This is a genomic window from Brachybacterium sp. SYSU DS0246 (genome assembly GCF_059391765.1).
On the sequence record NZ_JBZXYT010000003.1, the window covers coordinates 1 to 13,377 of the forward strand.

Consider the following 13,377-nt stretch of genomic DNA (forward strand, 5'->3'; position numbering starts at 1 on the left):
CAGGGCTGGCAGAACTCATGCTGGCCGTCGAACGGCTCGCATCCTAGGCCATGCACCCGCCGGGACCGAGTGGTCACGACCCTACCGAACAAGGCCGCACTAAGGAGGGTCCCCCAGTGAGCATCACCATCGGCCCGTTCGAGCCCGCCGAGCATCTCGACCTCCTCCACGACTGGCTCACCCACCCCCGCTCCGCCGCCTGGGGCATGGTCGGTGCCACGCGCGACCAGGTCCGTTCCCATCTCGAGACGATCGCCGCGAGCGATCACGCCGGCTCCTGGATCGGCCTGGTCGATCAGCAGCCGCGCTTCTACCTCGAGACCTACGACCCCGCCACGCTCCTCCCGCCCGGCGCGCTGGACCACCGCAGCGGCGACCTCGGCATGCATCTGCTGGTGGCCCCACCGATCGGAGCCGGTGAGCACGGCCTCACCGACCGCGTGATGGCGGCCGTGATGCGCTTCTGCCTCGGCACGCACGGCCCCGATCCCGCCTCCGGCGCGGCAGCGGCCCGCGGCGCCCGGCGGGTCGTGGTCGAGCCCGACGTGCGCGGCACGGCCATCCGCGCCAAGAACGCGGCGGCCGGCTTCCGGGTGCTCGGTGACGTCGACGTGACCGACGAGGGCGCGACCAAGCGCGCGGCGCTGAGCGTGTGCACCCGGGAGGACTTCGCCGCCTCCGTCCTCGGGCAGGGCTGGGGCGGGCAGAAGGATCCCCATGCCCACCTGTCCCCGGAGGTCGGCGGGGCGGTCCACCGCCGCCTGCTCGCCAAGGCGATCTCCGAGTTCTCCCACGAGCGGATGCTCCATCCCCGCGAGCTCGGCGGCGGCTGGTGGGAGCTGCCCGTGCCTCAGTCCGCAGCGAGCTACCGGTTCTGGGCGCAGGTGCTGCCGCTGGAGCACTGGCTGCTCGAGGAGGACACGCTCGTGCGTTGCGCGGGGGAGGGAGCCGGCCATTCCGAGCCCTCTCACCACGAGCCCCTCGACGTGCTCGAGTTCGTCCTCGAGTTCCAGAGCGTCCTGGGTCTGGGTGATGACCTGCTGTCGACCTACCTCGAGGAGCTGTCCTCGACCTTCGCCGCCGCCTGCCACACGCTGCACGCCGCGCGGGCCGGGGAGCGTCCCACGGCCTCCGAGCTGCTCGAGGCGGGCCTGCAGGAGACCGAGGCCGCGATGACCGCCGGTCACCCCGGCTTCCTGGCGACCAACGGCCGCATCGGCTTCTCGCTGCCGGACTACCGGGCCTACGCGCCCGAGCAGGGTCGCCGGGTGCGCCTCATGTGGGTCGCGGCCCGTCGGGACCAGAGCCATCTCGCCCTCGGGGATGGCCTGGACGAGCAGGCGCACCTCGAGGCGGCGCTGACCCCTGCCGAGCGTCGCGCCTTCGCCGAGCGTCTGGAGGGTCGGGGGCTCGACCCGGCGCAGTACCACCTGCTGCCGGTCCATCCCTGGCAGGCCGAGCACCGCCTCCCCATCACCTTCGCCGCCGAGGTCGCGCGCCAGGACCTCGTGGTGCTCGGCCCCGGAGCCGGCGAGTACCAGGCCCAGCAGTCGCTGCGGACCTTCTTCGATCTCACCCGCGAGGGCGCCCCGTACGTGAAGGTCGCCCTCGGCATCCAGAACATGGGGTTCCTGCGCGGGCTCTCGCCGCTGTACATGCGGGACACCCCCGCCATCAACGACTGGGTTGCCGGCGTGATCGGTCAGGACCCGACCTTCGCCGGTCTCGGATTCACCGTCCTGCGCGAGCGCTCCTCGCTGGGATACACCGGCGACATCCACCACCGCACGCCCACCTCGAACCCGTACCGCAAGATGCTGGCGGCCCTGTGGCGGGAGAACCCGCTGCCGCTGCTCGCCCCGGGGGAGCGGGCCGTGACCATGGCCTCCCTCCTCCATCGCGATCATGAGGGGCGCTCCTCCGTGGGCGAGCTGATCCGGGCCTCGGGGGTGGACGCCAGCACCTGGGTCCAGGACTACCTGCGGGCATACCTGCGCCCGATCGTGCATGCTCTGCTCGCCCACGACCTCGCCTTCATGCCGCACGGGGAGAACCTGATCCTGCGCCTGGCCGGGCACCGCGTGGTCGGGGCTTTCCTCAAGGACATCGGCGAGGAGACCGCCGTGGTCGGGCCGCGCGCCCTGCCGGCGGACATCGAGCGCATCCGCGTGCCGATCCCCGGCACCGAGAAGGCCCAACTCGTGCTCACCGACGTGCTGGACGGCGTCCTGCGCCACCTCAGCGGGATCCTCGAGGCCGACGGGCTGCTGCGCGCCGACGACTTCTGGCGAGCGGTCGCGGCGGTGCTGGACGAGCACGAGCAGGAGCATCCCGACGTCGCCCGCGGGCTCGCGGACGACGTGGATCTGCGCGCGGAGACCTTCGCCCACGCGTGCCTGAACCGCCTGCAGCTGCGCAACACCCTGGAGATGGTGGACCTGTCCGATCCCGCCGGGTCGACGATGCTGGCGGGGGAGATGCTCAATCCCGTCGCCCGCGATGCTGTCGGGCGCTCTCAGCTCTCGTGTCGTCGCCGCCGAGCGTAGGCGCCGATCTCCCAGACGCCCCAGAGCATCACAGCGTGGACCAGGACCTCGAGCAGGAACTCCGGGATGTAGAGCCCGAACCAGGGGCCGCCGGCCGTGACGAAGACCAGCGACGTGGCCCAGTTCCCGATGAGGAGGATCGCGGCGGCCACGACCAGGCTGATGGCAAGGCGAGCAGCGTGGATCATCTTCCTGACCCTACGGCTCGGAAGCACGTACCGGGGGCGGAATGCCCGACGAGACCGCCCTGTCGTCGGCGCCGTCCACTGTCCGGATGCTGAGCGCTCATCTCGCATGTCGGAGCGTAGTATCGCGCTCATGCCTCAGCTCCGTTCCCGCACCTCGACCCACGGCCGCAACATGGCCGGTGCCCGCGCCCTCTGGCGCGCGACCGGCATGGAGACCTCCGACTTCGGCAAACCGATCGTCGCGATCGCGAACTCGTACACCCAGTTCGTCCCCGGCCACGTCCACCTCAAGAACATGGGCGATCTGGTCGCCGGCGCGGTCAAGGAAGCCGGTGGGGTCGCCAAGGAGTTCAACACCATCGCCGTGGACGACGGGATCGCGATGGGCCACGGCGGGATGCTGTACTCCCTGCCCAGCCGCGACATCATCGCCGACTCGGTCGAGTACATGGTCAACGCGCACTGCGCCGATGCGCTGGTGTGCATCTCGAACTGCGACAAGATCACCCCGGGCATGCTCATGGCCGCGATGCGCCTGAACATCCCCGTCGTCTTCGTCTCCGGCGGCCCGATGGAGTCCGGTGAGCCCGTCGAGGGGGTCACCGAGCACCGTCTGGACCTGGTCGATGCCATGTCGCTCTCGGCCGATGAGTCGATCACCGACGCTCAGCTCGCCGAGATCGAGGACAACGCCTGCCCCACCTGTGGCTCCTGCTCGGGCATGTTCACCGCCAACTCGATGAACTGCCTGACAGAGGCGCTGGGGCTCTCCCTGCCCGGCAACGGCACCACGCTGGCCACGCACGCCTTCCGCAAGGAGCTCTTCCTGGGCGCCGGCCGCACCGTCGTCGAACTCTCCAAGCGCTACTACGAGCAGGACGACGAGTCGGTCCTCCCGCGCAGCATCGCCACCAAGGCGGCGTTCGCCAACGCGATGAGCCTGGACGTGGCGATGGGCGGCTCGACCAACACCGTACTGCACATCCTCGCCGCCGCCATCGAGGGCGAGATCGACTTCGGCCTCGAGGACATCGACCGCCTCTCGCGCTCGGTGCCGTGCCTGTCGAAGGTGGCGCCCAACGGCACCGCCCACGTCGAGGACGTCCACCGCGCCGGTGGTATCCCCGCGATCCTCGGAGAGCTCGACCGGGCCGGCCTGCTGGACCACACCGTCCACTCCGTCCACTCCCCGGACCTCGACAGCTGGCTGCGCGATTGGGACATCCGCGGCGGCAGCGCCACGGCCGAGGCCGACGCGCTGTTCCACGCGGCCCCCGGCGGCGTGCGCACCACCCAGGCGTTCTCCTCGACGAACATGTGGAAGGAGCTGGACACCGACGCCGAGGGCGGGGTGATCCGAGCGGTCCCGCACGCCTTCACCAAGGACGGCGGGCTGTGCATGCTGCGCGGCAACCTCGCCGAGGACGGTGCCGTCATCAAGACCGCCGGCATCACCGAGGACCTCTTCCACTTCGAGGGCACCGCCGTGGTCTGCGACTCGCAGGAGGAGGCGGTCCAGAAGATCCTCGACAAGACCGTCCAGGCCGGTCACGTCGTCGTCATCCGCTATGAGGGGCCGCAGGGAGGCCCCGGCATGCAGGAGATGCTCTACCCGACCTCGTTCCTCAAGGGGCGGGGCCTGGGCAAGACCTGCGCGCTGATCACCGACGGCCGCTTCTCCGGCGGCACCAGCGGCGTCTCGATCGGCCACATCTCCCCGGAAGCGGCCGAGGGGGGACTGATCGGACTGATCGAGGACGGTGACCGGATCGTCATGGACGTCGACAAGCGCCTGCTGCAGCTCGACGTGGACGAGGGCGAGCTGGCTCGCCGCCGCGAAGCCAAGGGACCCCTGCCGTGGCGCCCCGACGGCCGCGAGCGCCAGGTCTCCCAGGCCCTGAAGGTCTACGCGCACCTGGTGCGGTCGGCGACCTACGGCGCGACCCGTCGGCCCCTGCCCTGAGGACTCCTCGGATCCTGAGCGGTCCCCAGGTCTGAGCGGTCCTCAGGTCCCGAGCATCCCCTGGTAGCGGTCCACCACGATGTCCGCCACCAGGGGATGGTCGCCGAGCGGCGCCGCGACCACGTCGGCCCCCGCGTCCGCGAGGAGGCCGTGGAAGTACCCGGGGGCCAGCAGATAGTTCGCCAGCACGACCCGCCGGTCCTGGCCATCGCTCTCCCGGCGCCGGGCGACCTCCTCGGCGACCGACGGGCGTGCGGCGGAGATGAATCCGACGGTGACCTCGCGCCCGAGGTGGTCGCTCAGCAGCTGCGCCATCTGTCGGGCCATCGCCTGGCCGTCGGGATCGCGGGTGCCGGCGACGGCCAGCACCACGGTGTCGTCCTCCTCGGCGCCCGCCTCCAGCAGTCGCTGTGCCAGTACCTCCGCCAGACGCGCGTCGGGGCCCAGGGGACCGCTCGCGACGCAGGCGCGGTCGCGGATCGCCTGGGCGATGTCGTGGGCGACATGGAATCCCGTCGAGAGCAGCAGCGGGACGACCACAGCGGCCGCAGGGGCATCGGACTCCCGGGTGCGCCGTTCGGGCAGCGCGGGCGCCGCTGAACGGACGGCGTCGGTGATCTCCGGGGTCTGCACGTCGACGTAGGCCTCCCGCACCGCCACGTCGGGCAGCTGATCCTGGACCCGCCTCAGCAGTGACCGGATCACGTCGCGTCCCTGGCGGTCCCGGGTGCCGTGGGCGCAGCCGATGAGGGTCGGGCCCGCGGCGGGATCCGGGATCGGGCGTGCGGACTCCGCGGCTGCGTCCGGTCCGCTGCCTCCGGCGGGCTCGCTCCGCTGGGAAGGCGTCAGGAAGCCCTCGGCGGCGGTGCGGCCGACGGCGATCACGGCGGGGGAGGTGATCCCGGCCTCCCGCACCACGTCGGCGATGGTGGAGAGCGTCCCTTGGACGACCCGTTGCCCCGGCATCGTCGCCTCCTGCACGACGGCCACCGGCACCTGCGGGTCGACGCCGTTCAGCAGGGCCTGGGAGACCAGGCGTGGCAGCCACCCCAGCCCCATCATGAGCACGGTCGTGGTCGCGGGATCCCGCAGCGCGGCGAGATCGGCGGGGGAGAGGTCCCCGTGGGCGCTGACGGTGTGGGTCGCGACAGCCGTGCCGCGGTGGGTGACGGGGACGTCGCCGGCCGCAGGCCCGGCGACCGCAGCGCTGACCCCGGGCACGACCTGGACCGGCACGCCGGCGGCGCGGCAGGCCAGGACCTCCTCGCCACCGCGGCCGAGCACGAAGGGATCGCCGCCCTTGAGCCGTACCACGCGCCGGCCCGCGCGGGCGTGCTGGACGAGCAGATCGTTGATCGCCTGCTGCGACGTCGAGCGCCCGCCCGGGATCTTGCCCACGTCGACGATCTCGACGTCGTCCTCGAGCAGTTCGGTCAGGCCCACCGGCCCCAGCCGGTCCACGACCACCACGTCAGCCTGGCGCAGCAGGTCCAGGGCCCTGACGGTGATCAGGTCCAGGGCGCCCGGGCCGCCGCCGACGAGGGCGACGGACCCGGGGTCGAGCACGGTGCTGGGAAGATCGCGCATCTCTCGCCCCGCCTCAGCCCGCGTCGACCGGGACGGCGACAATGTCGAGGGACATGAGGTCCCTCAGGCGCGCAGCTGCGCGCCGGCCATCCCCGCCGCCAGCGTGGTGGCGTCCTGCGGATCGATGACGATGAAGGACCCGCCGTCGCGGGAGCTGCGGTAGGACTCCAGCGGGAGCGGCTGGGCGAAGGCCAGGTCCACGAGCACGAGGTCGTTGAGCTCGGCGGTCTCCGCCGGGACCTTCTCCAGGCTCATGATGTCCAGGCGCTCGTGGATCGCGACCACGCGGGCCTGGACGGTGCGGGTGCCGTGCTTGACCAGCACGCGGGCCCCGGCACGCAGGGGGGACTCCGAGAGCCAGCACAGCACGGCAGAGGCCTGCTCGGCCGGGGTCGGGGGGTCTCCGGCCGCGATCAGGTCGCCGCGGGAGACGTCGAGGTCGTCGCTGAGACGCAGTGTGACCGACAGCCCCGCCTCGGCCCGCTGAACCGGCTGATCGGCGCGGTCGATGCCGGCCACGGTGGTCCGTCGGCCGGAGTCGGCGACCACGATCTCGTCGCCGACCTCCACCGCGCCGGAGGTGATCAGGCCCGCGTACCCGCGGTACTCGACATGGGCCTCGTCCCGGGCGCCGTGCTGCGGCCGGATCACGAGCTGGACCGGCATCCGGAACGCCCCGTCCTGGAGGGCCCGCCCCGGGGGCAGCGTCTCCAGCAGCTCGAGCAGCGTGTGGCCCTCGTACCAGGGCGTGCGCTCGGACCGCTGGACGACGTTGTCGCCGTGCAGCGCGGAGAGCGGCACCACCTGCAGATCCCGCAGCGCCAGGGCCTCGCTGACGAGACCGAGCTGGGTGGTGACCTCCTCGTAGACGCGCTGGGGGTCATCGACCAGGTCGATCTTGTTCAGCGCGACGATCACGTGGGGCACGCGCAGCAGGGCGGCGACCGCCAGATGGCGCCGGGTCTGCTCGACCACGGCCTTGCGGGCGTCGACCAGCACGACCACCACGTCGGCCGTGGAGGCCCCGGTGACCGTGTTGCGGGTGTACTGCACGTGGCCGGGGGTGTCGGCGAGCACGTAGGAGCGGCCGGCCGTGGCGAAGTAGCGGTAGGCGACGTCGATGGTGATGCCCTGCTCACGCTCGGCGCGCAGGCCGTCGGTCAGCAGCGCCAGGTCGGCCAGCTCGCCCTTCCAGCCGCGCTGACGGCTGGCGGCCTCGACCGCGGCGAGCTGATCGGCCAGCACCGACTTGGTGTCGTGCAGGAGCCGCCCGATGAGGGTCGACTTGCCGTCGTCCACACTGCCGGCGGTGGCCAGACGCAGCAGGGTGGGCCCGGAGGCCTCGGAGCGACCGGTGAGGTCCGGGAGCACGTCGGTGCTGGTCATCAGAAGTAGCCCTCTTTCTTGCGGTCCTCCATGGCGGCCTCGGAGAGGCGGTCGTCGGCGCGGGTCGCGCCACGCTCGGTCACGGTGGTCGCGGCGACCTCCGCGATCACCGCCTCCACGTCGAAGGCGTCCGAGAGCACGGCGCCGGTGCAGGACATGTCGCCGACGGTGCGGTACCGGACGGTGCGCACGACGGGCTCCTCGCCCTCACGCAGCTCGCCCCAGTCGCCGGGGGAGAGCAGCATCCCCTCGCGCTCGATGACCGCGCGCTCGTGCGCGTAGTAGAGAGAGGGCAGCTCGATGTTCTCGCGGGCGATGTAGCGCCACACATCCAGCTCGGTCCAGTTCGACAGCGGGAAGACGCGCACGTGCTCCCCGGGGCGGCGCCGCGTGTTGTAGAGATGCCACAGCTCGGGCCGCTGGTTCTTGGGGTCCCAGTGGCCGAAGCCGTTGCGGAGGCTGAAGATGCGCTCCTTGGCGCGGGCCTTGTCCTCGTCGCGGCGACCACCGCCGAAGACGGCATCGAAACGATGCTCCTCGATCGCGTCCAGCAGGGGAATGGTCTGCAGGGGATTGCGGGTGCCGTCGGGCCGCTCCTGGAGTCGGCCGTCGTCGAGGTACTCCTGGACGGAGGCGACGTGGAGGTCGACGCCGAGACGCTCGACGGTGGCATCGCGGAAGGCGAGCACCTCGGGGAAGTTGTGCCCGGTGTCCACGTGCAGCACCGGGAACGGGATCGGCGCGGGCCACAGGGCCTTCGCCGCCAGGTGCAGCATGACCACGGAGTCCTTGCCGCCGGAGAACAGCATCACCGGCCGCTCGAGCTCGGCGACCACCTCGCGGATGATGTGGATGGCTTCGCTCTCGAGCACGTCCAGCAGGTCGGAGTCCTTCGAGGCGGCGGTCAGCGCGCTGACCGGGGCGGCGGTGGCGGACACGGCGGGGTCTGCAGGCGTGGCAGAGCCGGAGGAGCCGGCCTGGGCCAGAGTCGTCATCGGTTCTCCTGTTCGGGGTCCACGGAGATGAGGTTCCGGGTGGGCACGGGCAGGGTGACAGGCTGAGGTGACGGGCGGGTGTCGTCACCGGCGGGGTGGAGCCCGCACTCGGTCTTCGCGGAGCCCGCCCAGCGGCCCGCACGGGGATCCTCGCCGGGAGCCACGGCGCGGGTGCACGGGGCGCACCCGATGCTCGGGAAGCCCTGTTCCAGCAGCGGGTTCTCCGGCAGCTCCCGGTCCCGGGAGTAGGCGGTCAGCCGCTCGAAGGACCACGTCGCCAGCGGGTTGATCTTCACCAGATCGAAGTTCTCGTCGTAGGTGACCAGCGGGGTCCCGGCACGGGTGGGGCCCTCCTCGCGGCGCACGCCGGTGACCCAGGCGTCGTACCCGCCCAGCGCACGGCGCAGAGGATCGACCTTGCGCATCGCGCAGCAGGCGCCGGGATCGCGGTCGTGCAGCTTCGCCCCGAACTCCTGGTCCTGCTGGGGCACGGTCCGCTCCGGCAGCACGTCGACCACGGTCACGTCGAGCTCCTCGGCGACCCGGTCCCGGGTGGCGAGGGTCTCGGGGAAGTGGTAGCCGGTCTCCAGGAAGAGCACATCGACTCCGGGCTGATGCTGGGAGACCACGTGCGGCAGCACCGCGTCGGCCATGCTGCAGGCGACGGCCAGCGACTCCCCGAAGGTCTCGGCCGCCCAGGCCGAGACGGCTGCGGCGAGCTCCTCGGGCCCGAGGGTGTCCTCGAGGGCGGCGAAACGTTGCGAGGCGTCCTCCGCCAGCGCGCGCAGGCGGGTGGTCCGTGCGGTCGCGGTCGTGGTCATCGGAGCTCCTCGTCCTCGGTGCGATGGGCCCAGGCGGCGAAGGACTCACCCTGGGCGCGGGACCCCACGTAGCATCGCACGACTCGCTCGACGTAGTCGGGGAGCTCGCGCGCTGCCACCTTGTGGCGGCGCAGGGTGCGGCCCAGCTGAGGCTCCTCGAGCCCGGGAGAGGCCAGGGAGCCGCCCAGATGGACCTGGAATCCCGGGACCTGCTCGCCCTCGTCGGTGGTGATGATCTGACCCTTCAGACCGATGTCCGCGGTCTGGATCCGGGCGCACGAGTTCGGGCAGCCGTTGATGTGCAGGCTGATGGGCTCATCCAGCTCCGGCTCGATATCGGCCAGGCGGCGCTCGAGCTCGGTGATCGCGTGCTCGGCGGTGTCCTTGGTGTCGACGATGGCGAGCTTGCAGAACTCGAGGCCGGTGCACGCCATGGTGGAGCGGCGGAACGGGCTGGGGCGAGTGGCAAGTCCCAGTTCCTCGAGCCCGGTGACCATCTGGTCGACGCCCTCGGCGGGCACTCCGAGCACGACGAGCTTCTGGAACGCGGTCAGGCGGACGGCGTCGGCGCCGACCCTCTCGACGAGGTCGCCCAGCCGGGTGAACAGATCGCCGCCGGCGCGGCCCACGATGGGGGCGGCGCCGATGTAGAAGCGGCCGTCCTTCTGCGGATGCACCCCGATGTGGTCCGAGGGGCCGGTGGGAGCCTCCGGGGCGGGCCCGTCGGCCAGCTGGTACCCGAGGTACTCGGTCTCGAGCACCTCCCGGAAGCGCTCCGTGCCCCATTCGGCCAGCAGGAACTTCAGCCGGGCCTTGTTGCGCAGGCGCCGGTAGCCGTAGTCGCGGAAGATCTGCACCACGCCGTGCCAGACGTCGGCGGCCTGGTCCTCGCGGACGAAGGCCCCGAGCCGCTCGGCGAGCCGCGGGGACGTGGACAGGGCGCCGCCGACCCAGAGGTCGTACCCGGGGCCGAGCTCGGGGTGGACCACACCGACCAGGGAGATGTCGTTGATCTCGTGGACCACGTCCTGGCTGGGGTGGCCGGTGATGGCCGTCTTGAACTTGCGGGGCAGGTTGGCCAGCTCCGGGTCACCGATGAAGCGGCGCTTGATCTCCGCGATCACGGGGGTGGGGTCGATGATCTCGTCGGCCGCGATGCCGGCCACCGGGCTGCCGAGGAAGCCGCGCGGGGTGTCGCCGCAGGCCGTCGTCGTCTCCAGGCCCACCGACGCCAGCCGGCTCCAGATCTCGGGGACGTTCTCGACCTCGATCCAGTGGTACTGGAGGTTCTCGCGGTCCGAGATGTCTGCAGAGCCCCGGGCGAACTCGGTCGAGATGCCGCCGAGCACCCGCAGGGCGCGCGGCGAGAGCGCCTCGCCGTCGGTGCGCACGCGCAGCATGAAGTACTCGTCCTCGAGCTCGTGGGGCTCGAGCTGGGCGGTGCGCCCGCCGTCGATGCCGGGCTTGCGCTGCGTGTACAGCCCCCACCAGCGGAAGCGACCGTGCAGATCGTCGTCGGGGATCGAGTCGAAGCCCTCGTGGGCGTAGATCGTCTCGATCCGCTCGCGGACGTTGAGCCCGTTGTCCTCCGCCTTGAACTCCTCGTTGTGGTTCAGTGGCTCCGGTCCGTCGACCTTCCACTGCCCCTGCGGCTTCCCGGACCGGGAGGGTCGGGCCATGCCTGAGGGGGCCGGGGAGGCCTGGGAGGGCGAGGCGTCGGCTGGCGAGCTCGTCGCAGTATCGGTTCGGCTCATGGCGCCCATAATGCAAATTTATGTGCCCGAACACAAGCGCTAAGGGGTTTGTGTCCGTATGAGTCACGGGGAGTTCACCGGTGCCCCGGGTGCGGCGCGGGCTGGACGGGCTCCGACGGTGATCCGTGTCTCGCGATGCGGACCTCTGGTGCGACGCGAGCCCGACGCCCTAGTCTGTGGACATGCAGACGATCCTTCTCGTAGTCATCGAGCGCGGCTGACGCCCGTTCGTTTCTTCGAGACGTCCTCCGCGCGCCCCTCGTCAGCCAGTCGGCTGGAGGGGTTTTTTCGTGTCCGGCCCCTTGTGAGGGGGTCGGCAGGCGCGGGGGACAGGGATCGCCCGGCGCCGCTACCGTCCGAGCCGACGAAGGAGTATCGATGACCCCGCAGCAGATGACCGGCGCACAGGCGCTGGTCGAGTCCCTCGAGCACGCCGGGGCCGAGGTCGTCTTCGGTCTTCCCGGCGGCGCGATCCTGCCGACCTACGACCCGTTGATGGACGCCAAGACCCTGCGCCACGTGCTGGTGCGCCACGAGCAGGGTGCCGGCCACGCCGCCAGCGGCTACGCCCACGCCACCGGCAAGGTCGGCGTGTGCCTGGCGACCTCGGGCCCGGGCGCCACCAACCTCATCACCGCTATCGCCGACGCGCAGATGGACTCGATCCCGATGGTCGCGATCACCGGCCAGGTCGCCTCGTCCCTGATCGGTACCGACGGCTTCCAGGAGGCGGACATCGTCGGCATGACGATGCCCGTGACCAAGCACAACTTCCTGGTCAAGAACGCCGATGACATCCCCAAGGTCATCAAGCAGGCCTTCCACATCGCCTCGACGGGCCGCCCCGGCGTGGTGCTCGTGGACGTCACCAAGGACGCCCAGCAGGCCACCACCGACTTCGTGTGGCCCGAGACCCTCGACCTGCCCGGGTACCGGCCCGAGCCGCGGCCGCACAGCAAGCAGATCCGCGAGGCCGTCTCGCTGCTGATGGAGGCCGAGCGCCCCGTGTTCCTGCTCGGCGGGGGCGTGCTGCGCGGAGGCGCCTCGCGCGAGGTCGGCGAGCTGATCGACGTCTCCGGGGTGCCCTTCACCACCACCCTGATGGCCCGCGGCGCCCTGCCCGATTCCCACCCCAGCCATCTGGGCATGCCGGGCATGCACGGCACCGTGGCCGCCGTCTCCGCGCTGCAGCGGGCGGATCTCATCGTGGCCATCGGTGCCCGTTTCGACGACCGTGTCACGGGCCGCCTGGACACCTTTGCGCCGGGCGCGAAGATCGTCCATGCCGATGTCGATCCGGCCGAGATCTCCAAGAATCGTGAGGCCGACGTGCCGATAGTCGGCCAGGCGGGCGACGTCGCCACGCTGCTGACGACGGAGCTGCGCTCGCGCATCGCCGAGGACGACACGCGCGACCACGAGGCCTGGTGGAACACGTTGAACATGCTGCGGGAGAACTACCCGCTGGGATGGACCGCGACCGAGGACGGCTTCACCGCGCCGCAGAAGGTGATCTCGCGGATCGGTGCGATCTCCGGGCCGGAGTCGGTCTTCGTCGCCGGCGTGGGCCAGCACCAGATGTGGTCGAGCCAGTTCGTCGGCTACGAGCGGCCGTGCTCCTGGATCAACTCCGGGGGCCTGGGCACGATGGGCTACGCGGTGCCGGCCGCGATGGGCGCGAAGGTCGGCCAGCCCGAGCGGACCGTGTGGGCCATCGACGGTGACGGCTGCTTCCAGATGACCAATCAGGAGCTGGCGACCTGCGTCATCAACGGCATCCCGATCAAGGTGGCCGTCATCAACAACTCCAGCCTGGGCATGGTGCGCCAGTGGCAGAACCTGTTCTACGACCAGCGCTACTCGCACACCGACCTCAACACCGGTCACGGCACCCGCCGGATCCCGGACTTCGTCAAGCTCGCCGAGGCCTACGGAGCCGCCGGCCTGCGCTGCGAGCGCGACGAGGACATCGATGCGACGATCGAGGAGGCCATGGGGATCAACGACCGCCCCGTGGTCGTCGACTTCACCGTCAGCGCCGATGCGATGGTGTGGCCGATGGTGCCCACCGGCGTCTCCAACGACCAGATCCAGATCGCGCAGGGCATGAGCCCCGAGTGGGAGAGGGACATCTGAC

The 13,377-nt window shown here is 71.2% G+C and carries 9 protein-coding genes; 3 read left to right on the forward strand and 6 right to left on the reverse strand.

Annotated features, from left to right (window positions below):
• The first annotated feature begins 116 nt into the window (after window positions 1–116).
• Window positions 117–2,546: a GNAT family N-acetyltransferase gene (locus tag AC5020_RS01880; RefSeq protein WP_464987011.1), complete on the forward strand. Its 2,430-nt coding sequence runs from the start codon at window positions 117–119 to the stop codon at window positions 2,544–2,546.
• Here AC5020_RS01880 and AC5020_RS01885 read toward each other — a convergent pair.
• A complete protein-coding gene (locus AC5020_RS01885) occupies window positions 2,516–2,734 on the reverse strand; it encodes a hypothetical protein (protein WP_464987012.1) in 219 nt (72 codons plus the stop codon). The genes AC5020_RS01880 and AC5020_RS01885 overlap by 31 nt on opposite strands.
• Before the next feature lie 130 nt (window positions 2,735–2,864).
• Here AC5020_RS01885 and ilvD point away from each other — a divergent pair, with 130 nt between their 5' ends.
• Window positions 2,865–4,697, forward strand: a complete 1,833-nt coding sequence (gene ilvD, locus AC5020_RS01890; RefSeq protein ID WP_464987013.1) for a dihydroxy-acid dehydratase — start codon at window positions 2,865–2,867, stop codon at window positions 4,695–4,697.
• A 42-nt stretch (window positions 4,698–4,739) separates the two neighbouring features.
• Here ilvD and cobA read toward each other — a convergent pair whose 3' ends face one another.
• The 5 genes from cobA to AC5020_RS01915 all read right to left on the reverse strand — a co-directional run bounded on the left by cobA (window position 4,740) and on the right by AC5020_RS01915 (window position 11,240).
• The gene (gene cobA, locus AC5020_RS01895) at window positions 4,740–6,284 is read right to left on the reverse strand and encodes a uroporphyrinogen-III C-methyltransferase (protein WP_464987014.1); all 1,545 of its coding nucleotides are present in this window, start codon (window positions 6,282–6,284) and stop codon (window positions 4,740–4,742) included.
• 63 nt (window positions 6,285–6,347) lie between these two features.
• The gene (locus AC5020_RS01900; protein WP_464987015.1) at window positions 6,348–7,670 is read right to left on the reverse strand and encodes a sulfate adenylyltransferase subunit 1; all 1,323 of its coding nucleotides are present in this window, start codon (window positions 7,668–7,670) and stop codon (window positions 6,348–6,350) included.
• A complete protein-coding gene (gene cysD / locus AC5020_RS01905; protein ID WP_377794125.1) occupies window positions 7,670–8,665 on the reverse strand; it encodes a sulfate adenylyltransferase subunit CysD in 996 nt (331 codons plus the stop codon). The genes AC5020_RS01900 and cysD overlap by 1 nt, the downstream gene beginning before the upstream one ends.
• Window positions 8,662–9,486, reverse strand: coding sequence for a phosphoadenylyl-sulfate reductase (locus tag AC5020_RS01910; RefSeq protein ID WP_377794124.1), 825 nt, complete (start codon window positions 9,484–9,486; stop codon window positions 8,662–8,664). Before AC5020_RS01910 ends, cysD begins: the two co-directional genes overlap by 4 nt.
• Window positions 9,483–11,240, reverse strand: a complete 1,758-nt coding sequence (locus tag AC5020_RS01915) for a nitrite/sulfite reductase (RefSeq protein WP_464987016.1) — start codon at window positions 11,238–11,240, stop codon at window positions 9,483–9,485. Before AC5020_RS01915 ends, AC5020_RS01910 begins: the two co-directional genes overlap by 4 nt.
• Window positions 11,241–11,618: 378 nt before the next feature.
• Here AC5020_RS01915 and AC5020_RS01920 point away from each other — a divergent pair, with 378 nt between their 5' ends.
• Window positions 11,619–13,376, forward strand: coding sequence for an acetolactate synthase large subunit (locus tag AC5020_RS01920; RefSeq protein ID WP_377016398.1), 1,758 nt, complete (start codon window positions 11,619–11,621; stop codon window positions 13,374–13,376).
• Window position 13,377: the final 1 nt, after the last annotated feature.